The sequence below is a fragment of the Aliagarivorans taiwanensis DSM 22990 genome (assembly GCF_000429505.1).
Taxonomy (GTDB): Bacteria; Pseudomonadota; Gammaproteobacteria; order Enterobacterales; family Celerinatantimonadaceae; genus Aliagarivorans; species Aliagarivorans taiwanensis.
In genome coordinates this window covers 59290-81936 of record NZ_AUBZ01000013.1, presented here as the reverse complement: position 1 = coordinate 81936, position 22647 = coordinate 59290, and the positions used below count along the sequence as shown (strand labels likewise).

The 22647-nt window shown below is 54.6% G+C and carries 14 protein-coding genes and 1 pseudogene; 9 read left to right on the top strand and 6 right to left on the bottom strand.

Annotated features, from left to right (window positions below):
• Positions 1–52: 52 nt before the first annotated feature.
• The gene (locus G462_RS0108970; RefSeq protein WP_026958703.1) at positions 53–1195 is read right to left on the bottom strand and encodes a Na/Pi symporter; all 1143 of its coding nucleotides are present in this window, start codon (positions 1193–1195) and stop codon (positions 53–55) included.
• A gap of 417 nt (positions 1196–1612) precedes the next feature.
• Between G462_RS0108970 and G462_RS0108965 the strand changes: the two genes are divergently transcribed.
• Positions 1613–2236 carry a LysE family translocator gene (locus G462_RS0108965; protein ID WP_026958702.1) on the top strand — a complete coding sequence of 208 codons (624 nt, stop codon included), beginning with the start codon at positions 1613–1615 and terminating at the stop codon, positions 2234–2236.
• 94 nt (positions 2237–2330) lie between these two features.
• A complete protein-coding gene (locus G462_RS0108960; RefSeq protein ID WP_084404995.1) occupies positions 2331–3077 on the top strand; it encodes a DUF4336 domain-containing protein in 747 nt (248 codons plus the stop codon).
• 87 nt (positions 3078–3164) lie between these two features.
• On the opposite strand, the gene G462_RS0108955 is transcribed toward G462_RS0108960, so the two are convergent.
• Positions 3165–4607 carry an NCS1 family nucleobase:cation symporter-1 gene (locus tag G462_RS0108955; protein WP_026958700.1) on the bottom strand — a complete coding sequence of 481 codons (1443 nt, stop codon included), beginning with the start codon at positions 4605–4607 and terminating at the stop codon, positions 3165–3167.
• Between the two features lie 298 nt (positions 4608–4905).
• On the opposite strand from G462_RS0108955, the gene G462_RS0108950 reads away from it, so the two are divergent.
• The 5 genes from G462_RS0108950 (at position 4906) to G462_RS0108930 (ending at position 10603) form a co-directional block, all read left to right on the top strand.
• Entirely contained in the window at positions 4906–5574 is a 669-nt protein-coding gene (locus G462_RS0108950; protein WP_026958699.1) for a GntR family transcriptional regulator, read from the top strand.
• Between the two features lie 5 nt (positions 5575–5579).
• Positions 5580–6311, top strand: a complete 732-nt coding sequence (locus G462_RS0108945) for an aspartate/glutamate racemase family protein (protein WP_026958698.1) — start codon at positions 5580–5582, stop codon at positions 6309–6311.
• 181 nt (positions 6312–6492) lie between these two features.
• Positions 6493–7419 (top strand): allantoinase PuuE, encoded by a 927-nt coding sequence (gene puuE / locus G462_RS0108940; RefSeq protein WP_026958697.1) that lies wholly within the window; start codon positions 6493–6495, stop codon positions 7417–7419.
• A 364-nt stretch (positions 7420–7783) separates the two neighbouring features.
• Positions 7784–9445, top strand: a complete 1662-nt coding sequence (gene hcp, locus G462_RS0108935) for a hydroxylamine reductase (protein ID WP_026958696.1) — start codon at positions 7784–7786, stop codon at positions 9443–9445.
• 93 nt (positions 9446–9538) lie between these two features.
• A complete protein-coding gene (locus tag G462_RS0108930) occupies positions 9539–10603 on the top strand; it encodes an FAD-binding oxidoreductase (RefSeq protein ID WP_035477349.1) in 1065 nt (354 codons plus the stop codon).
• Between the two features lie 73 nt (positions 10604–10676).
• Here the strand turns inward: G462_RS0108930 and G462_RS0108925 are convergent, their stop codons facing one another.
• The 3 genes from G462_RS0108925 to G462_RS0108915 all read right to left on the bottom strand — a co-directional run bounded on the left by G462_RS0108925 (position 10677) and on the right by G462_RS0108915 (position 18043).
• Positions 10677–11840 (bottom strand): Na/Pi symporter, encoded by a 1164-nt coding sequence (locus tag G462_RS0108925; RefSeq protein ID WP_035477347.1) that lies wholly within the window; start codon positions 11838–11840, stop codon positions 10677–10679.
• Positions 11841–12241: 401 nt separating this feature from the next.
• Positions 12242–16504 carry a PKD domain-containing protein gene (locus G462_RS22245; RefSeq protein ID WP_035477345.1) on the bottom strand — a complete coding sequence of 1421 codons (4263 nt, stop codon included), beginning with the start codon at positions 16502–16504 and terminating at the stop codon, positions 12242–12244.
• Positions 16505–16858: 354 nt separating this feature from the next.
• On the bottom strand, positions 16859–18043 hold the full coding sequence (locus tag G462_RS0108915; RefSeq protein WP_026958693.1) for an NnrS family protein: 1185 nt from the start codon (positions 18041–18043) through the stop codon (positions 16859–16861).
• A 191-nt stretch (positions 18044–18234) separates the two neighbouring features.
• Between G462_RS0108915 and norR the strand changes: the two genes are divergently transcribed.
• Entirely contained in the window at positions 18235–19785 is a 1551-nt protein-coding gene (gene norR / locus G462_RS0108910) for a nitric oxide reductase transcriptional regulator NorR (protein WP_084404997.1), read from the top strand.
• A gap of 65 nt (positions 19786–19850) precedes the next feature.
• Here the strand turns inward: norR and G462_RS22240 are convergent.
• Positions 19851–20141, bottom strand: a pseudogene (locus tag G462_RS22240) (gamma-glutamylcyclotransferase family protein); the annotation flags it as partial.
• 459 nt (positions 20142–20600) lie between these two features.
• On the opposite strand from G462_RS22240, the gene G462_RS0108895 reads away from it, so the two are divergent.
• Positions 20601–22547, top strand: a complete 1947-nt coding sequence (locus G462_RS0108895; RefSeq protein ID WP_051326634.1) for a methyl-accepting chemotaxis protein — start codon at positions 20601–20603, stop codon at positions 22545–22547.
• Positions 22548–22647 lie beyond the last annotated feature (100 nt).

Sequence of the window (22647 nt, the reverse complement as noted above, 5' to 3'; positions counted from 1 at the left end):
AACGCAAAAAAGCCGACCATCAGGTCGGCTTTTGGGTATCAGCAGCGCTGTCTTACATTGTAACCAGCAGTACCAAACCAGGTAGCAGTAAGAACACCAAACCAATGTAGCCCGCGATGGCCCACTTGGTTTTAGCCGCCATATCGCCCAAGAACTCAGCGCCCTTCATTGGCAGCTCACGCAGTGCTGGAACACCGAAGATAAACAGGGTCGCCAGCACGTTGAAGATCAGGTGAACCAAAGCGATTTGCAGGGCAAAGGCCGCCGTCTCACCGGTAATAGCAGTGGCAGCCAATAGCGCGGTAATACAGGTACCGATGTTTGCGCCCACATTGAATGGGTACACATCACGCACCTTTAGCACGCCTGTGCCAACCAACGGTACAACCAAGCTGGTGGTGGTAGATGAAGACTGAACCAACACGGTAACGATTGAACCAGACGCGATACCGTGCAACGGACCACGACCAATCGCCGATTTGAGGATCTCACGGGCACGGCCCACCATCAGGCTTTTCATCAGCTTACCCATGCGGGTAATCGACACCACAATCAGCGCAACACCGATTAGTGCCAATGCAACGCCACCCATGGTGCCCAAGCTCTCCAGCGGCGCCTTAACGGTGTTAACCATCGGGCCGATGATCGGCTTCATAAAGTCCAGGCCCTTCATGCTCATGTTACCGGTACCCACCAGCGGGGTTACCATCCAAGCACTCAGTTTGTCCATCAGACCAAACATCATCTCTAGCGGCAAGAAGATCGCCACGGCCAGTAGGTTGAAAAAGTCATGCACGGTGGCACAGGCAAATGCGCGCTGGAACTCCACCTTACAGCGGGCATGCCCAAGGCTCACTAGCGTGTTGGTCAGGGTGGTACCGATGTTGGCACCCATGATCATTGGAATAGCGATAGATACCGGTAGACCGCCCGCCACCAGACCTACGATAATCGAGGTCACGGTGCTGGAAGATTGGATAAGTGAAGTGGCGATAAGGCCAATCATCAAACCCGCAACCGGATGCGACGCAAAGTCGAAAAGTACCGTTGCTTGGCTTCCCACTGCCCACTTAAAACCGTCGCTGACCATAGATACCGCGGCCAACATAAAGTAAAGCATTAGAGCCAGTTGGCCCCATTTAAGCCAGCGCTGAGATACTGTAGTAGATTGCGCCGTAATCGTTTGAGTTGTCATAACCTGTCTCGATGACAATTGAATGTCATTTACGTGTCAGTTAATTGAATTTGGCGCGATGGTAGAGGGCTTAAATTACGCTTATATTACACTTTTATGTATCTCACTTTACCACTGAGCGCATTTTAACCGCTCGCTTTTGTTTAAACTACCTCTAAGGTCATAAGCGCTCACTAACCTACTGTAATTACTAGAAATATATGCATTGAGAGTTTTTTACAAAGGGTAAAGGATATTCGACTGTTTTTACCTATTTTTTCCATCAAAAAAGCCATTTTTGCTTAAGATGGCGAAAAATGACGTCATTATTTCATTGTTTTACATGATCTATTGCTGGCAGAGCTCTTACGCGAGCCCATCGCCTGCACAGCCACTGTGTTACAGTAGCAAGCATGACCCTGCGAAGCCGTAACCACCATGGATTGGAACACCCTTAGCTTTTTCTTACTAGCCAGCCTCACTCTGAACCTGATCCCAGGGCCAGATGTGGTTTATATTGTCTCCCACTCCATGCATGGCAAGCTTAGCCGCGGTCTCACTGCCGCGCTGGGACTCGGCGTGGGCTACTTGTTGCACACCGCGGCAGCGGTATTAGGCTTGTCGGCATTGCTACTGCAATCGGCATTTGCTTTCACCGTCGTCAAATTACTGGGGGCCGTCTATCTGGTCTACTTGGGCCTTAGCGCCCTGCGCAGAGCCTATAAGGGCGGCGGCGCACTCAGCCTTAAGCAAAGCGCCCCCGCTAGCCACAACGCCTTTCACCAAGGGGTGATCGTTAGCATCTTAAACCCCAAGGTCGCCCTATTCTTCCTGTCGTTTTTACCGCAGTTTATTAATCTCGAGCAAGCCAACACCACCCAGCAATTGCTAACGTTGGGGCTTGTGTTTACCCTGCTGGCCACGGTGGTTAACAGCAGCTATGCCCTGCTGGGCAGTTGGCTATTCAGCCGCGCCAACCGCGACAAGCTTAGCCGGATTATCGAAGGTGCCTCGGGTGGGCTACTGCTGCTATTGGCGGGCAGGCTAGCGACCAACCAATAATCCCCTTCAAACAACAGCATCGACAGTGGCGGCACACTCAGCGAATCGCATCATCGCTAAAGCTTTGAACGCAAAAACATTGGACGTGTAAGCAATGGACGCAGAAGTAACGGATGTAGAAACAGCGCAAAGAACACCAAGCGCTAGCAGCCAGCGACTTATCCCCTGGCATGACAAACTTTGGTATGTCGAGGGTAGCACTGTCTCGTTTTACGGCTTTCCCTTTACCACCCGGATGGTGATCGCCAAACTTAGCGACGGCACCTTGTGGGTACACAGCCCGATAGCCTTGGACGACGGCTTACAACAACAGGTCGATGCACTTGGCGAGGTACGCTACCTGATTGCTCCCAATCATTTACATCATCTGTTCCTGCAGCCATGGCAGCAATGCTACCCAGACGCCACCAGCTACGCGACAACGGAGCTGGTTAAAAAGCGCAGCGATCTGCACTTTGATGAGGTACTGGATAACCAACAAGACTATCCGTGGGGTGACGCGCTAGCTCACTGCTTGGTGACCGGCTCACCAGCCATGCAGGAGTGCGTGTTTTTCCATAGGGCCTCTGCATGCTTGGTGGTCAGCGATTTTATCGAGAACTTTCCGCGCCAACACTTTAAGCGCTGGCAACAACCGATTGCTCAGCTTGCCGGGATCCTCGCGCCCGATGGCAAGATGCCACTGGATTGGCGACTGAGCTTTTGGCGCGGCCGTAAACAGTTGGCCACTCACCTCACCACCATTTTGGGCTGGCAGCCGCAAAGCATCATTATGGCCCACGGCCTCCCGGTCGAGAGCAACGCGATGGGTCACCTTAAACAAGCCTTTAAGCTGAACTAAGCGCCCTGTATACAAGGGGATAGAAAACGATACGGGCACAAAAAAGCAGCGCTAACACGCTGCTTTTTTGTGCCGAGAGTGAACTGACTATGAATCGGCCTCTGCGATATTCAATTGTGGGCTCACAGCCAACGATGGTTTCATTAACCAGTAATAGGACAACGCCGCCACCGAGCCTCCGATAAACAGCGCGTAAGTGGCCAAGGGGGTAAACACAAAGGTGGCAAAGATAGCGGCCACACTGGCGATAAGCAGAGCCATCACACTGCGCTTGTTAATGCCGTTTTGGTACCAATAGGGACCCTGAGGGGATTCGGTGTAGAGCGATGGCACATCGATCTGCCCCTTCTTCAGCAGGTAGTAGTCGACGATGATGATGCCGTACAGTGGGCCAATCATGGCGGCCAGCACATCCACGGTGTAGTGGATTACCTCAGGGTTGTTAAACAGATTCCACGGGGTGAGCAGGATTGAGCCGAAGGCGGCAATGAGGCCACCGGTTTTAAAGCTGATCTTCTGTGGCGACACGTTGGAGAAGTCAAAAGCTGGCGCCACAAAGTTCGCCACAATGTTGATCCCCACCGTGGCACAGATAAAGGTCAACGCGCCGAAGATGGTAATCAGCCCAGAATCGAGGCGTTTCACGGTTTCCACCGGATCCATGATCATCTCACCAAACACCGGGATCGAGGCCGACACAATCACCACACTGATCACCGCAAACAACATGAAGTTAATCGGCAGTCCCAGCCAGTTACCCAGTTTCAGTTGGCGGTAGCTGCTGCAATAGCGAGAGAAATCACTGAAGTTCAGGGTTGGCCCGGCAAAGTAGCCCGCTACCAGCGCTGTAGCGGCGATGGTTTGGCCCCATGACTCCCAGCCGCTTAGCTGTTTGCTGCTGAGGTTAAAGCTGATGTTGTCCCAGCCCGCTAGCTGAATCATGTAGATACACATGGCGAACATTGCCAGATAAATCGCCGGACCTGACCAGTCAATCAGCTTGCGCACCATGTCCATACCGAACATAAACACCGCACCTTGCACCAACCACATCGAGCTAAAGCCAATCCAGCCCAAGTACGATAGCCCCAAGAAACTCGGCTCAGCCAGGCTTTCCATAGACGGGAACATATATAGCAGCAAGATGATAAATGAGCTGGAGGCCAGATAGGTTTGAATACCGTACCAAACTACAGCGATGAGTCCCCGGATCACCGCCGGTATGTTAGCGCCAAACACCCCAAACGACATACGCGCCACCACCGGAAACGGCACCCCGGCCTGTTGCCCGGGCTTGCCCATAAGATTGGCAAACACCAGTACGATGGAGATCCCCACCAACAAAGCGATAAATACCTGAATGCCGGTTAGCCCCAAGGCAAACAGGCTGGCTGCAAACACATAGCCGCCGACGCTATGCACATCCGACATCCAGAAAGCAAAGATGCTGTACCATCCCCATTTCTGCTCTTCATCGGGCTTGAGATCGTGATTGCTTAGGCGATCACTGACTGCAAATTCCTTGTTCATAGTGCTTTCCCTATTTTGTATACAATTTCAAATACAATACTCAGCACTAAACAATAAACATGCCAATCAATAGCAGGCCCGATACCGCCTGATCATCCTGAGAGCTTGGTGGGTTTGCAAGCCAAGGCCTGCGTGTTTTTTGCACTACATCAGCGCAAGAAATCCCCAGCAAGGTGCATTATTCACTCTATTTTTTCTCTCAAAGGCTGTGCAATCAAGAGAGGGAGCGGCGTTAAAGGGGCTTGGAAAATTGGTATACGTTGTGCAGAATAATCGTATACAAAAATATAGGTGAGCCATGTTAAAGGACGAACAGATCTACCAAAAGCTGCTCAAGGCTATTGTTGAGCACAAACTTCCACCGGGCGAACGTCTGCCCGAAGATAAACTGGCAGAGGCCTTCGGCATTAGTCGCACCGGCATCCGCAAGGTGATTCAACGCCTCGCTCTAGAGCGCTTTGTTATCGTAGAGGCGAACAAAGGCGCCCATGTTAATCGCCCCAGCCGACAAGAAGCGGAAGAGGTGCTCAACAGTCGCATCCTTATCGAGCCCCAACTGATCCCAGACATCGTTAACAACTGGACGGCTAAACACGCCAAGCATTTCTATGCCATGGTCGATGAAGAGAACCATGCCGACGAGCAAGGCTGGCTGTCGCAGTCGATTCAGCTGACCGCCCAGTTTCACTACGAACTGGCAGCCATTAGCAACAACAGCATCCTGGCGGAGTTTGTCGAGCAGCTCTGCTATCGCTCCTCCCTGGTGCTCGCCGCCTATGGCTCACGCAAAAGCGTGAGCTGCGACAGCGGTGACCATGCCGAGCTACTGACACTGCTGGATGCTCGCAAAACTGTCCAAGCCCAACAATGGATGGAGCACCACCTTATCAAAGTGAAGCAGTCCATCTCATTGGATGGGAACGACTGTGCCCAGATCGACTTTCAGCGCCTGTTTTCGGAGATGTAGCAGCCATGAAGATTAACCTGATCAACCCCAACACCTGTCAGGGAATGACTGACAAGATCGCCACCTCAGCGGCCGCAATTTGCGCGCCCGGCAGCGAGATCATCGCACAAAGCCCTGAGCACGGCCCGCTTAGCATTGAATGTGCCTTCGATGAAGCGCTGGCAGGCGCGGCAGTGCTCGACTGTATCGCCAAGGGTGAACAGATCGGTGTGGATGCCCACATTATTGCCTGCTTCGGCGATCCGGCTATCGATGCCTGCCGCGAACTCGCCAGCGCACCGGTAATAGGCATCGCCGGGGCTGCCTTTCAACTGGCCAGCTTGGTGGCATCGCGCTTTTCGGTAGTCACCACCCTAAGCCGTACCCTGCCCGCCAGCCATCACCTGCTGCAACGCTATGGCTACCAACACGTCTGTGCAAGTGTGCGCGCCAGCGATATTGCAGTATTGGATCTGGAAGCGGTCAGCGAGGATAGCTTGCAAGGTTTGCTAAGCGAATGCCAGCAAGCGGTTGAGCACGATGGCGCCGAGGCCATCGTACTTGGCTGCGCCGGGATGAGCGATCTGGTGAGCCGTCTGCAACAGCACCTGTCAGTGCCGGTGATTGATGGGGTAGCGGCGGCAGTAAAGTTGGCCGAGTCATTGGTTCAACTGGGGCTAAAGACCGCCAAAACCGGCAACTACGCAGCGCCGCTGCCCAAGCAATACATCGGGCGCTATCAGCACTGGTCGCAATAACAATACCAATCCACATAAGTAACTGATCATTCTTGCTGGTTAACATCATTGATGACAGCGTCAACGCTTTTGTAATTAGTCCACTAGTTACGGCAAGCGCTTCCTCGCCCTCAATGATGTTTCCTTCGCAATCTCTGACCACTTACTTATCCGGATTGGTATAACGAGAAAAGGAGCAAGGATGAACCACTTCCCCCCACGTGATTATCAGGGCTATGGCCCTAACCCGCCCCATGCCAACTGGCCGGGTAAGGCACAGATTGCCGTGCAATTTGTACTGAACTTTGAAGAGGGCGGCGAGAACTGCGTGCTACACGGCGACCCACACGCAGAAACCTTCTTATCGGAAATCTTTGGCGCCGCCCCCTATCCAGAGCGGCACATGAGCATGGAATCGCTGTACGAGTACGGCTCGCGGGTGGGCGTGTGGCGCATACTCAATGAGTTCAAGCGTCGCCAGTTGCCACTGACCATCTTTGGGGTGGCCAGCGCTTTGCAACGCAACCCCGAGGCCACCAAGGCGATTGTCGATGCCGGCCACGAGATTGCCTGCCACGGCCTGAAGTGGATCCACTATCAGGATATGCCCATCGAGCAAGAGCGCGCTCAGATGGTCGAGGCGCTGGATATTATCGAACAGCTCACCGGCGAGCGCCCACTGGGCTGGTACACCGGGCGCGACTCGCCCAACACCCGCCAATTGGTGGCCGAGCAAGAAGGCTTGCTCTACGACTCCGATTACTACGGCGATGACCTGCCGTTTTGGACTCAGGTCAAGCAGCCCAACAGCGAGCAAACCCGGCCCCACTTGGTGGTGCCCTATACCCTCGATTGCAACGATATGCGCTTCGCCTCGCCCTACGGCTTTAGCCATGGCGATGAGTTCTTCGAGTACCTGAAAGCCAACTTTGACTGCCTGTATCAGGAAGGTGCCGATGCGCCGAAGATGATGTCTGTGGGGCTGCACTGCCGCACCATTGGCAAACCAAGCCGCTTTATGGCGCTGGTGAAGTTCCTCGATTATATCCAATCCCACCAGCAGGTGTGGGTGGCGCGCAGGATAGATATCGCCAAGCACTGGATGGCAGAGCACCCTTATCAAGGCTAAGCCCTCCGCTACATGTCCAGTTGATGTAATTAAAACATCGGCTGGGCATACTAGCTTTCAAATAGCGCCATTCCAGCATATATGATTGATTTGAAAACAGTTTGTGTACTTTCTACTCTCTCATCCCTGGCAAATTAGTCCGCTTTACCAGCAATGACTCGCTCGCTTGCCAACGACGGCCGCCTTTCGATGTTATTTATACATCATGCCGCGATGTATAAATAACATCATTCAATATGCCACCCTATCAATTTATCCAATAAATTCAGCAACTTAAAAACTGGCACAAAGTCTGTAATAGCCTCTGCAACTGGATAAGTTCGGGCCTTCCCTCGCCCGGCAAAATAACAATGTGGAGACAACAATGTTTTGTATTCAATGTGAACAGACGATTCAAACCCCGGTCGCGAAAGGTTGTGCCTATACCCAAGGCATGTGCGGTAAAACCTCAGAGGTATCCGACCTACAAGACGTGCTGGTGTATACCCTGCAAAGCGTCTCGTACTGGGCTACGCTCGGTCGCAGCTACAACATCATTGATACCGAAATCGACCAATGGGCGCCTAAGGCCTTCTTTGCCACGCTGACCAATGTAAACTTCGACCCCGAACGCATCATCGAACTCTCGCACACCGCAGCGCGCTTCCAACAGCGCCTGCAGGAGCGGGTTAGCCAAGCCGCCCTGCTGGCCGCTGATACCCTGCCCACTCATCCTGCAGTGGCTAACTTCGCCTTGCCAGAAAGCGCCGAACAGATCCTAGCCTACGCCCCGCAAGTCGCGGTGAACCGTGGTCATCATGAGCTGCACGAAGATGTGATTGGCCTGCGCTTACTGTGCCTCTATGGCCTGAAGGGTGCAGCCGCCTACCTTGAGCATGCCCGGGTACTAGGTCAAACCAGCCAAGAGCTATACAGCCAGTATCACAAGATTATGGGCTGGCTCGGCAGCGACCCCACCGACCTGAATGCACTGTTGGATTGCTCGATGGAGATCGGCCTGATGAACTATCAGGTGATGGAGATGCTGGATCGCGGCGAAACCGACACCTTCGGCCACCCGCAACCGACTCAGGTGAACGTTAAGCCAGTTAAAGGTAAATGTATTCTGGTCTCCGGACACGACCTGCACGATTTGGAGAAGATCCTCCAGCAAACCGCTGGCACTGGCATCAATGTCTACACCAACGGTGAGATGCTGCCGGCTCACGGCTACCCAGAGCTGAACAAGTACCCGCACTTGGTTGGTAACTACGGCAGCGCTTGGCAGAATCAACAGAAAGAGTTCGCCAACTTCCCCGGCGCCATTGTGATGACCTCTAACTGCCTGCTTAACCCTAACGTCGGTCAGTATGCCGATCGCCTGTTTACCCGCGGCATTGTTGGCTGGCCGGGGGTGGCACATATTGAAGGTGACGATTTCAGTGAAGTGATTGCCTGCGCCGAAGCGCAGCCGGGCTTCCAGCACGATGAGATTGAGCACTACATCACCGTAGGTTTTGGCCGTAACGCGCTGATGGAAGCGGCACCTGCGGTTATCGATCAGGTGAAACAAGGCAATATCAGCCACTTCTTCTTGGTCGGCGGCTGTGATGGCGACAAGGCCGAGCGCAGCTACTACAGCGACTTTACCGCTGCCACCCCCGATGACAGCCTGATCCTGACTCTGGCCTGCGGTAAGTTCCGCTTTAACAAGAACCAGTTTGGCGATATCAACGGTATTCCTCGTCTGCTCGATGTGGGTCAGTGCAACGATGCTTACTCGGCCATCCAGTTGGCCTTGGCACTCAGCAAAGAGTTCGATTGCGATATCAACGAGCTACCGCTGACCTTGGTGCTGTCATGGTTTGAGCAAAAAGCGATTGTTATCCTGCTTACCCTGTTCGCGCTGGGGGTAAAAGGGATCTACACCGGACCAAGCGCACCGGCTTTCCTCACCGATAACCTAATCAGCATCATCCAGGATAAGTTTGAGATGCGGATGATTGGCACGGTTGAAGAAGACCTTCAGGCCATCTTGCAAGGTTAAGCCGACCCGGCAGAGGGGAAGCCACACGCTTCCCCTCTCGTAATATCAACGATTTTCAAAGCAATCACTACTTTCAAACAAAAAGGCAGCCCTATGCAACAAGCGACTTGTTCAGCCCAAGGCATCACCCTGCGCTGCAGTGCCCGCATTCAAGAGACCGCCGATACGGTATCGCTGCGTCTGCGCAGCCATGATGGCGTGCGGCCCTTCAGCTTTCATCCCGGTCAGTTTATCTCCTTGGGTATCGAGGTGGATGGACGCAGCGAGTACCGCGCTTACTCGCTCAGCTCTACCCCACGAGACGATGAACTGCAGATCACGGTGAAACGGGTGCCCGGCGGTGTGGTGTCGAACCGTATTGTCGACAACATCGAGGTGGGCAGCGAGCTGCCGGTACTTGCGCCTGCCGGTGAATTTAACCTGCACCAATGCCCTCCCTCCGCAAGCCAAGGACGTAGCAAGGTGCTGATGCTTAGCGCAGGCTGCGGCATTACCCCGGTTTATTCCATGGCTCGCCACTGGCTGGAGCAGCACAGCGATATCGATATCGATATCGATATCGTGTTCCTACACACCGCCCGCGATCAGGCCAATATTATCTTCCACCAGCCGCTCGAGCAGTTGGCACAAAGCCACGACAACTTCTCGCTAAAGTTGCTGCTAAATGACGCTACTGGCAGCCACTATCCCGAGGGCTTTCTCGATGCCACATGGCTGAACAAGTTAGTGCCGGATTTTGCCGAGCGCAGTGTCTACCTGTGCGGGCCAGAGCTGTTTATGCAGGATATGCGCAGCTATTTAGAGCAAGGCGGCCTGGATATGGGCCGTTTCTATCAGGAGAGCTTTACCCCGACCAAGCCAGAGCCCACAGCATCGAGCACCTCAACAACAGACGATAGCGTGCAGGTGGTCATCCCGCAGTTTGGTGCCAGCCAACCAGCAGATGCCGACAGCTTGCTCAGTGAAGCGCTGGAAGATGCCGAAGTGCCGGTTATTCTAGCCTGTCGCAGCGGGATCTGCGGTTCGTGCAAGTGCAAGGTCACCAGTGGCGAGGTACAAAGCAGCACCCATGGCCCGCTTTCGCCTGAAGAGGTGGAGCAAGGCTATGTGCTTGCCTGCTCCAGTACCTTGAAGTCGGATGTGACGGTTGAGCTTTGAGTTGTGGGCTTCGGGCTTCGGGCTTAAACTGTAAACAGCCCTGAGCTTTTATACGGTAAACAGCCTTGAGCGGCTAGACAGTAAAAAGCAACACTGCGCCCGGTAAGGCCAAAAACACCACACCGATATACGCGGCAATCGCCCACTTGGTGTGGGTGGCCATATCGGCCAGCAGCTTCGCGCCTTTTAAAGGCAGCTCACGCAGTACCGGCAGCGCAAAGATCGTCAGTGTTGCCAGGGTATTAAATAGCAAGTGCACCAAGGCGATCTGTAGGGCGAAGGCAGCGGTATCGCCGGTGATCGCGGTGGCTGCCAGCAAGGCGGTGATACAGGTGCCGATATTGGCCCCCACGCTAAACGGATAGACATCGCGCACCTTCAATACGCCCGAGCCAACCAAGGGCACCACCAAGCTGGTGGTGGTCGAGGACGACTGCACCAGCGTGGTAACCACCGTGCCCGATGCCACCCCATGTAGCGGCCCCCGGCCGATGGCCGATTGCAAGATCCGCTTGGCCCTGCCCACCATCAGGCTGCGCATCAGCTTGCCCATCAGGGTGATGGATACAATCAGCACCAGTACGCCGGTGAGCGCCAACAGTACGCCGCCCAGCATGCCCAGCCCTGCGAAGGGCGCTTTCATTAGATCGACGCCGGGCGATATCAGCGGCTTCATAAAGTTAAGCCCCTTCATGCTCATATTGCCGCTATCAAGAAACGGCGGCACGAAGGCCGAGCTTAGGCGCTGCAACAAGCCAAAGGCCATCTCCAAGGGCAGGAAGATAGCGACCGCAAGTAGGTTGAAGAAGTCATGCACCGTGGCACTGGCAAAGGCGCGGCGAAACTCGGTCTTATCCCCGGCATGGCCAAGGCTGACCAAGGTATTGGTCAAGGTGGTACCGATGTTCGCTCCCATCACCATCGGAATAGCGATCCCCACCGGCAAGCCGCCCGCCACCAACCCGACGATGATCGAGGTTACGGTGCTAGACGATTGAATCAGCGAGGTGGCAATTAAGCCAATCATCAAACCGGCAACCGGATGAGAGGCAAACTCAAACAGCTCGGCGGCATGGTTACCCGCCGCAATCTTGAAGCCACTACTCACTGCAGAAACGGCAACCAGCAGCAGGTATAGCAGCATGAGTAACTGTGTCCAACGCAAGGTACGTCGCCAACGCGACACCTGTTGGGCCGGTAGTGCCTGCACGGGTGGCAAGGACTGCTCAATATCCATATCTACTCCAGTAGTGACAACTTTACGCTACTTATCAGGCGCTTACTGTACGGATAGAGGTAAGTAAACGCTTCCTTAGAAAATGCAGTCGTCATACTACTGTGTTTTTTGTGAGCGATTTGTGAGCGCCAACATAGAATATTACGCGTTCATGACTAACGGTGAGTTCTGCGATTTACAGAGCAATTTAAGCGACGTTAGCACCTAAATAGTCCATTTATTGATTTGGCACCATACTCAAACAGCCATTGCGCTCTAGGATGGACGGTTTAGCTAAAACGGTCTGATGGCCACTCGCTGGCCCCTTTCATGTGAGCAAATTCAGCTATCGCGCAAACGTAAAGGCGCGACCAGCTAAGCCAGTCGCGCCTTGGTTACCCTATCTTGATTTGCGAACGCGACTAGTTCGCGGCCACAATCCGATAGCTCATGCTTTGGTCGTTTACCTCAACGATGTAGTCGCCCACCACTGAGGTATAGATATCCCCACCGGTTTGCTCTAACACACCATCGCTGTTGTTATCGCCAAAGTTGTAGCTCCAATCGCCATGTACATCGAACTTGAAGCGCTGTTCGATGCTGCCATCGAAGCTGACCACCAGCTGCCAGGTGTTATCGCCAACCAAGTTCATGGCGCTACTGGCCCAACCGTTCGGTGTACCTCGAAAATAGAGCTGCTCGAAGTTACTTTGCAGATTGGCATTGGGGTCGAAGACCTCGATGCTCACGGTGGCAGTATCGGTCTGGCCGGCCTCGTCGGTAACGGTGAGGCTGATATCAAACAGGCCCACCTGATCGAAGGTCAGATCAAGCAGTACTGAGCTGGCACCGGTACTCCACTGATAAGCAACGATATCACCTTCAGCATCGCTGGAGCTGGCAGCGTTAAAGCTGACCACCGAGCCTACCGCCACGCGGGTGCTGCTCACATCAATCACTGCGCTAGGCTTTTGGTCGCCGCTCACTGGGCTTAGCTGATAGGTCATCGCCTGATCGTTCACCTCTACCAGATAGCTGCCGGTGACCGCGGTGAAGATATCGCCGCCGGTCTGCTCGAGTACCCCATCGGCGTTGTTATCGCCGTAGTTAAGGCTCCAGTCGCCATTCACGTCAAACTTGAAGCGCTGCTGGCTCTGGCCATCAAAGTCCACCACCAGCTGCCAGGTGTTATCGGCCACCAAGCTCATCGCATCCGCACTCCAGCCATTTGGAGTGCCGCGGAAGTAGAGCTGCTCGAAGTTGCTGACCAACTCTTCGCTGACCACTTTCAGCTCAATCTGAGCTTGGGCACTCAGTCCCTCGACATCGCTCACCGTGACGCTAACGCTCATATCCCGCTCAACCACCACTGAGATGGATTCTCTGGTCTCGCCAGTGCTCCATAGGTAGCTCAAGGCCTCGCCCTCAGGGTCGTAGGACGACGCTGCGCTTAAGGTAACCGTGGTTCCCGCCGTAACCGCGGTTGCCGAGGCCTCGATAGCGGCCACCGGCGCTTGGTTGACCGCCACTTGATAGAGCTCGCTAACGCTATGGCTAGCGCCTTCGTTGTCGGTCACAGTCAGGCTAATGGTGATATCTTGTTGCAGGGTAAAGCTGATGCTCTGGGAGGTTTCACCGGTGCTCCAAAGATAGCTGACAATCTCGCCGTCACTATCGGAGGATTGAGCAGCACTTAGGTTGAACACCGTTCCCACTGCAGCGCTTTGCCCCGGTGGGCTTATCACTGCGTTGGGGGCTTGGTTACCTAGCTCATCCGGGATACCTGTAGCCACACCACCGGCCGATAGCTGCCAGTCGCCTTCATCGACCTGATAGTTTTGCCCGCCGTTGTTATCCCAACTGCCGCTGCAGTTATTGGTAACAAACTCCAGTGGCTGGCCTTGCTCCAGCTCTACAGTGTAGCGGAACCAGCCACTGCCGGCGGCTTCCATCTGCACGCCCGGAGCCGTGGTCCAGGTTTGCGCCCCATCGGTGCTGTAGTGCAAACAGACCTTGCCCCAACCTTGGGTGTCCTCGTAGTACAGGGTCGATAGGATCGCTTCGCCAATGATGCTCAGGGTTATGGTCGAGCTGCTCGTAGCGCCTTGATCGTCGGTCACGGTGAGGGTCACCGAGGTGCGCTCATCTACGGTTATGCTAATCGATTGCGAGGTCTCGCCGGTGCTCCACTGGTAGCTGACGATTTCGCCATCGACATCTGAAGACTCTGCGCCGCTTAAGGTGACAACTGCCCCACGCTCAACCGCTTGGCTTCCCGGGGTGATCACCGCGCTTGGCTTACGATTACCGGTGTAATCGGCGGTGAAGAACACGTACTCACCTTCGATATTGCCGTTTACATCCTCAACCGTCAGGCCGCCTTCGTTGCGATAGCGACCAGCGCCCACATACACCTGCTGAATCGCCGAGCGGGTCACGTTGCCTTTAGCATCTGTGGCCTCGATGTAGTAATCCAGCAGCTGCTCTTGGTACTGATCGAAGTAGGCATAGTACATGTTGCCAATCTTATCGGCAGGCACTACTTCAAAGGTTTCGGTACTGGCGGCCTGCCAGCTAACGCCATTGATATCCGGCGTCAAATCACGCTCGGTTAGCGGGAAGCTGCTCCACTCGCCCACCCGGGATGGGTCAACGTTAGGGTCAGAGGCGTGGGCGGCCGGATCGTAAAGCTTGTAGGTTTTGTCGGTCGCATCGGCCCACTTGTTGGTGTGCGGGCGGATCTTCACCTGAATATCGCTGATGCCGCTGGCATCAAAGGCATAGGTGTAGATGGCAAAGGTGGTGTCGGCGTAGATCTCCGCCCAACCTTCGGCCTTGCTCTTGTTGGCACTGCCCGGGTTGTAGGGATAACGCTGTGGCCACCACACCGATGGTCCGGTGCGGTCCTTGCCTTTGTTTTGCTCTACATAGGGCTCGCTAAAGTACAGCGATTGATTAAACGAGATGGTGGGCTTAACACCATCATCAACGTTCTCGTCGTAGTAGCCAAAGCCAGAGTCGATGGCCGCAATCAGGAAGTACCAGCCAAGCTCTGCCGGGTTGGCACCACCGGCGTAGTTGTTGTTGGCATCGCCTTTCACCGGATAGGACATCATCCACGGGTTGAGCTGGTTACCCGGATAGGTGATCTCGTGGTCCATCTGGGTGGTGGGCTGCCAGTGGTTGGGATTGTCATCCAGCCAGATCTGCTCGGCGGTTTTCGCGTAGTTCTCGGCGGCCTGTAGCAGCGCGAAGTTACGTTCAAGGTAGTGATAGCCTAGCTCCAGCGACACCATATGCTGGCGCGTGGCCACATAGTCACTGGCGTGGGCAGAATTGAAGTCGCTCATCTGCCCGGCCCATACCCCCATCGGAATATGCCAGTGGTACCAAGTGGGATCCGCCGAAGAGTCACGGGTATCAATCCATGAGCCGTCCTGCACATGAACCACATCATCGTCAGGGATGGGATAAGCACGCAGGTACTCTTCAACCCCCATACCGGTAACTGCACCATCGGCGTAGGTGACATTGCCCGAGTTGGCCCAGGTGCCGCCATCGCCGGCGCGGCCAGAGGAGTTATCGCCATCGTGGGCAATCACAAAGTACTGACGACGGCCCAGGCTGTCGGCATCACCCACAAAGCTTTTCAGCACATCGGCGCTTACGCTGCCCTGATAGCCTTCTTCCCACGAGCTGGCTTGCTCGACCGGAATACCGGCAACCCGAAACGCTTCACCACTGTCTGGGTCGACGTACTGCACCCAGTGGGGAATGGAGGCAAAGGGGAACTTGTTCTGGGTGACCTGCTGTTCATTGAACATCGGGATCGATACCCATTCACCAATATCGCTGGTGTTACGCAGATCGGCCCGGTTTGGCGGGGAGATCATGGTATCCACCCCGGGCTGATTCAGATAGGGGTAGTCACGCAGAGTGCGCGAATAATGCACGTTCCCCAGCACCGACCACTCGATGCCCAGCTTGTTCAGCACCGGGATTATCCGGTCTGAGAAACCCAGCTCGGTGGGGAAAAAGCCTTTGGAAGAGCGGAAGCTGTCACCGAGGAAGTAGTCCTGCGCCAAAGTGGCATTCTGGTAGATCAAATCCTTGAGGAAGTAATCATTGCCCACCAGCGGGCCCATGGTGTGGTGGCCGCTAAAGTGGATGGTATCCAGCGCGTTATAACCATTGGTGGTTTTGGTGCCCTGTTGGGTCTCACGCCAGTAGTTTCCCCAACCAAGGTTATAACCACTAAGATTCCCCAGCTCAGCGAAGCTCTGAACATTGTTAATCACCGACGCCGACATGGTCACGTGGGTCTGGCTAAGCGGATGGGCACCGTTGTTATTTCTGGCGGTATCCATTGGCCAGCTCAGATACGCGCCGGTCTTGGCATGATGGGAGTAGTACGCCACCAAATCATCGTGGGGCATCGGTTGGCCGCTGCCCGGGATGTAGAAGGTGTAGCCCGGTGGTGGGTTGTTTTTCAATTCGATGACCTGGCCATCGTAGGTGTAGCGGATGGGGTCGCCCACATTGAGGTTCTGGTACTGCTCTACGTCGTAGTAAGGCCAGAAGTTGGGCATGTGATTATGGTAGATATGGGTCGCCGCGATTTGTGCATGCGAATGGGCACAAGCGACCATGGCCATCGTTAAGACGGCCAGCCTTGTTTTTCTCATGTCTTCCTTTCCCGTTTGTATAGTTAGTGTTGCCCAAGTGAACTTAGGCACCAGTAGGCATGCGGGCACGCTTCTAATTATTTGAAAGATGAAGGGTTACGCGCTGCCAGGCTCCTTACCGGGGAGCCAGTTAGCCCGCTTCAAAACATCAGAAAGACAACGCAGCAAGGCTGCACAATCACTAAGAGGAAGGCTGAGATATTCGTTACTGATATAACGAACACCTAAGCCAGTCTAATCAAGGCTATAAACGCTGTAGATAGCAAAAGTGGAGAAGTTTGCGCTCTTTCAAGTATTTACTTAATTGTCACATTTGTTTCGTGAGCTATCACTTTGATAACAAGCAAGGGCTCGCTAGCCCGGGTGACCATCCACCCGCGGCTGACCCAGCATCGGAACAAAGCGCCAGACAAACCAGATAAAGGCAAACATCCATAGAACCCCTGCAACTTGCACCAGCGTGACCAGCGCAGCAGGCATTAGCGCAACGCCTACAGTACGAATCGCGGCCGCGGCAAACAAGGCAGCATAGGCTGGCCACATCACGGGGCCCTTGTAGATCTCACGCCCGGTATGCCCCATGCTCACCCGCGCCATCATCGCTAGGATCAGCCCACCCAAGGCGCCGATGGCAAACAGGTGGATAAAGCTATGGGCCACAAAGGCATTGCTACTCAGCCCCCGTACCAGCAGGCTCAGTGGCAGACACCAGTAAGCAATGTGCAGCGACCACACCAAAGACTCCGAGAAGGTGCGCCAACTTTTCCAACGCAGGCAGCGCAGCAGCTGACACACGCCAGCAACCACCATTAGCCAGGCCGATAGATTGAGGTAAACCAAGGGAAAAAAGCTTAGCAGTAGCAATGCGATAAGAGGGAGGGTAGCTCCCCATTCCAACCACCACAGCGCAGGAGGCTTGGCAAAATCAAAGCGCCGGGCAGTGAAGAAGGGGATCACCCGGCCTCCCATCACCGACAACAGGATAGCAAACCACCAGAGCATTGCCTGCCACACCGCCTGTACACTGAAGGGTGGAAGGCCTTTCAATGCGGCATAGCTTGCAAAGTTCGCCACGATAGCCAGCAAAAACAGCGGCACAAAGAACAGGTTTCGCCAACCTTTGGCCTTCACAACGCGGCTACCTACCTCCCAACAGGCCACCAATAAGAACAGCCCCTCTACGGAGGACGTCAGCCAAAGCGGCACGGGCAGCCACAGCAATACGCGTGGGGCGAGCCAAAGACCAATCAATAGTAACAGTCGCCAGGATTTAGTGCCGGGCTGTCCGGTCCAGGTTTGCACGGCGGTTAGCACAAAGCCCACCACAACCGCCATGGCAAAGCCAAAGATCATCTCATGCACATGCCACCATAGCGGGTCGACCTGCAGCCCCGGCAGTGGCCCGCCAGTCCACATATGCAGCCATAAGCCGATAGCCAGCACCGCGTAGATGCCAGCAAGGGCAAAGAAGGGCCGAAAGCCTAGGCGTAAAAAGGGTGGGATCTGTTCTTCGTTGCTTCGATCAACAATGTTTAGCAAGGGTGACTCCTGAACGATGCGTTTGTTCGCGCTCGCTGATAGCGTAGTAAGTGTAAAGTATGTTCGATACAGCATGATCTAGGCCAAGTTTTAAACTCTAATATTTCAATGGTTTAGATAAAACACCATCGATAAACCAATACACAGCGATGTGTTTTTTACAACATCTAGCTATAATGCTCGGCACCTTGATGTCATTTTCCAACAGTATTGCCATGCCAGCGAACTCCATTGACACCCTCTTACTGCAGCTCGCCGTTGACCTCAGTGCCCAACTGCCACAGGGCGAGCACTATCAGCGCCTACTCGATTCGCTCAATCAAGTCTTACCCAGCGACGCCAGCGCCCTGTTTATTTTGGATGCCCACAAAAGCTTGGTGCCCGTGGCAATCAGTGGCCTGTCTCCCGCGATATTGGGTCGGCGCTTTGAGCCGACCGCCCACCCAAGACTGGCAGCAATCCTAGCGAGTCGCGCGCCGGTGCGTTTTGAAGCCGACTCTCCCCTGCCCGACCCCTTCGATGGGTTGGTCGAAGGCATGCCCGATGGCGAGCTGGATGTGCATGACTGTCTTGGTTGTAGCCTGTACGTGGAAGATGAACTGGTTGGCGCGATCACCCTCGATGCAATGGAAGTGGGCGCGTTTAGCCAGGTCTCAGAAGTGACTATTTCGACCATTGCCGCCCTTGCTGCGGCCAATGTGCGCAATGTCACCCTGATTGAGGCCCTGCGCAGCAGCAACCGCCATCAGCACAGCATCAACCAGTTGCTGATAGAGCAAGCCCGCGCCCAACAGGGTGAGCTGGTGGGGAACAGCCCTCAGATGCAGCAGCTGCAGCGCAGTATCGCCACGGTCGCCCCCTCAGACTTTGCAGTGCTGATTAGCGGTGAGACCGGCACCGGCAAGGAGCTGGTCGCCCATCTGCTGCATGCCCAATCTAATCGCAGCGACAAACCGATGATTCAAGTCAACTGTGCGGCATTACCCGCGTCGCTGGCCGAAAGTGAGCTGTTCGGGCACGTGAAGGGCGCGTTTACTGGCGCGACTTCCCATCGCCCGGGCAAGTTTGAATTGGCAGACGAAGGCACCCTGTTTCTCGATGAAATCGGTGAACTGCCGCTATTGCTGCAAGCCAAACTGCTAAGGGTGCTGCAGCAAGGGGAAGTGCAGCGAGTGGGCGCCGACAAGCTCAAGCACGTTAACGTTCGGATTATCGCCGCCACCAACCGCGATCTACAACATGAGGTTGAGCAGGGCCGCTTCCGCGCGGATCTCTACCACCGCTTGCATGTCTTCCCCATTCAGCTCCCACCGCTGCGCGAGCGAGATGGCGATACTCCACTGCTGGCAGGTCACCTACTCGACAAGGTACGCACCCAATTCCATGCCCCGCAGCTACACATCCAGCCACGCTGCCTTACTCTTCTAGAGCAGCAGGGCTGGCCGGGCAATGTGCGCGAGTTAGAGCACTGCCTAATGCGCGCAGCCCTGAGTGCCATCCAGCAAGGCGAGCAGGTGATCACCCAGCGCCACCTTGGTCTGCAGCAGGTAAACCCGAGCCTTTCCGCCAGCATTGCGAGCGTACCTGAGCAGGGGTTTCGGCGTGCCATCGAGGACTATCAAAAACGCTTGATTGAACAGGCCTTGGCCCAGCATGACGGTGTATGGGCGCAAGCGGCACGCAGCTTACAGATGGACCGGGGCAACCTGTACCGACTAGGGAAAAAGTTAGGCGTTGTTTAAATGACATCGGCGATGTGTAAACAACAACAGTATGTGGGTAGTCAGGCTGTTATAAGTTAAGTGCTTCAAGGCTGGCTGAGTGTATACACGTAGCACTCAACCTCCTCTCCACAGGCGAGTGTTGCTTGGGTAACGCAGCGCTTGTAGCCGCTACCTTCAAACTCATCCAGCATTGGCCATTGCTCGGCTAGGCCCTCAGCGGTAAACAACAATCCGCTAACCTCGCCTGCGCCGTCATCCAGCACTAGACCGGGGTAACCCAGCTCCGCCCCCCAGCCGCTATGTTCGAGCCTTCCCTTGACGCAGGCCGGCTGCCAATGGCCTTCTATCTTTGCCAATACATGTTGATTTGGCCGGCCCGGCGTTAGGGCGTGTGTATCTTTGGGGTTTAATTTTGTTCAAGTTAAACGGTATCTGCGCAAGGAGTAAGTGACGCGGCATAGTGAGTCTATGTGAGGAACTTAGGACGCAGCGCAGGTGCCGTTTAAATGAACCCAAAGGGCAGCGCTATTAGTCCGACCATTCTGCGTCAAAGGCTGTTTATGTAGATTGCTACACTGCACATCCTTTTCCTTGCCTGCTTGGACTAATAGCGCTGCAAAATCAAAAACCAAAGATATACACGCCCTACAGTCCCATAGACAAATAAGCGAGTGCTCATCGTTCCTCCATTAACCCTTCCAATAGCGTCCCTCTTCAGCCATGCCGAGACGACGAGGCTCTGATTATTCCACACCCAACCTTGCAAGCCTTTCATCTTCAATTGCATTTTATTGATACACATCAAGTTATTGTCTCCACATGGACATTACTACATGAAGATAACCACCCGCTTTTTCCTCCTACTGCTCGCCAGCATCATCGTTCCCATCTTGGTCATTTCCACCACCGTGGTCATCAAGGTTCGTAACGAAGCCCAAGCCAATTTTGTAGAACGCAGTAATGCCGAGCTGACCCATATCGATAGCGCCATTAGCATCTATCTAAATGGCTTGGCCGAAGACGCCGCGTTTTTGGCGAGCACCGACGTGGTTAAGCAGTTAGACGATACGGTGACCACCTACATGGGCAAGCCCGGTGGCATGATGCGGGCATCGCAAAACGGCGGCATCGAAGCCGAGGTATACCACCTGCTACGTCAATTTGGTGAGGCCCGCCCCGACTTGGCCTATGTGTACCTAGGGATGAGCAATGGCGGCTATATCGTCTGGCCTGAGAGCAATGTGCCAGACGACTACGATCCGCGCACCCGCCCTTGGTGCAAAACTTCCATTGGCCAGAACAGGGCGGTGAGGATCCCGGCTTACATCGACTTGGCAACCGGTAACCCCTTGCTAGATTACATGCATAGTTTTAGCGCCAAGCAAGGGATCACGGGCACCATTGGCGTCGATGTATCCTTGCAGAAGTTCACCGAGATCGTCGCCAGCATTAAGTTCGGCCAAAGCGGCTATGTGATGATGATTGAAGACACTGGCGCGGTGCTGGCCGACCCATCAAACCCCGACAATAACTTCAAATCATTCGGTGAGATTACCGACTACCAACGCATAGCCAGTCAGGCGCAAGGCCTGGTTGAAACCGAGATCGGTGGCGAGAGTTGGTATGCCAACGTCTACCTTTCACCCGCAACCGGTTGGAAGATGGTTGGGATGATCCCCACCGACGAGGTTTATCAGAATGCTAATGCAATTACCTGGAACATCATCATGATGTCGGTGATTATGGTCGCAATCTTTATGGGCATCGGCTTCGTGCTAATGAAACTGATTAGCCGCCCAATGCAAACCATCACCGATGGCCTGGAAAACATTGCCTCGGGCGACGGTGACCTGAGCAAGCGCCTGAATATCGACAGCCAGGATGAATCAGGACAGATGGCGCGCGCCTTCAACCGCTTTGCTGGCACCATCGCTGAGCTGGTGGACAGTATCAAAGAAAAGAGCGGCCAGCTGAATGACTCCGCCGATACGTCTGCCCAGCTATCCGAGCAGATGGAAGGGGTCGCATCCAGCCAGTTAGCGGCCGTAGAGCAAGTCTCCACCGCCTTCCACGAGATGGTTGCCACCTCCAACGAAGTCGCCAACAACTGTAGTCAAGCCGCCTCAGCCGCCGACGACAGTCAGGGACAAGTCGAGCAAGGTCACCAGTTAATTCAGCAAACCGTGAGCGCGGTGAACCAGCTGGAAACCACCCTCAATCAATCGAACCAAGCGATGCGAGAGCTCTCTGAAGACTCGCAAAACATCACGGTTATCCTCGATACCATTCGCGGCATCGCCGAGCAAACCAACCTGCTGGCGCTTAACGCCGCCATTGAGGCAGCCCGCGCTGGCGAGCAAGGCCGCGGCTTTGCGGTGGTCGCCGACGAGGTGAGAACCTTGGCTGGGCGCACTGCCGAGTCCACCGAAGAAATCGACAAGCTACTGACCAAGCTGCGCAGTCAAACCGATGTGGTTGCGCAGAGCCTGAACGACAGCATCAAACACTCAGAGCAGTCGGTACAGGCCACCGACCAAACCAGCAGCGTGTTTGAGTCCATCATGCAATCGGTGCTAACTATCCGCGATATGACCACCCAGATTGCGGCGTCTGCCGAGGAGCAGCACTTGGTGGCAGAAGAGATTAACCGCAACATCACAGATATCCATGATGGTGCTAACCAAGGCAACGAAGGCTCGCTGGATTTGGAGACCAAGGCTGAAGAGCTCAATCAGCTGGCTCAAGCACTGGCCGGTTTAGTATCGCGCTTTAGAACCTGAGCGCGCAGAGCTTAGCCGAGAGCAGCGGGAAGTCCCCCCTCCCCTCACAAACTTCAGACATAAAAAAACCTCAGCCAGTTGGCTGAGGTTTTTGCTTGAT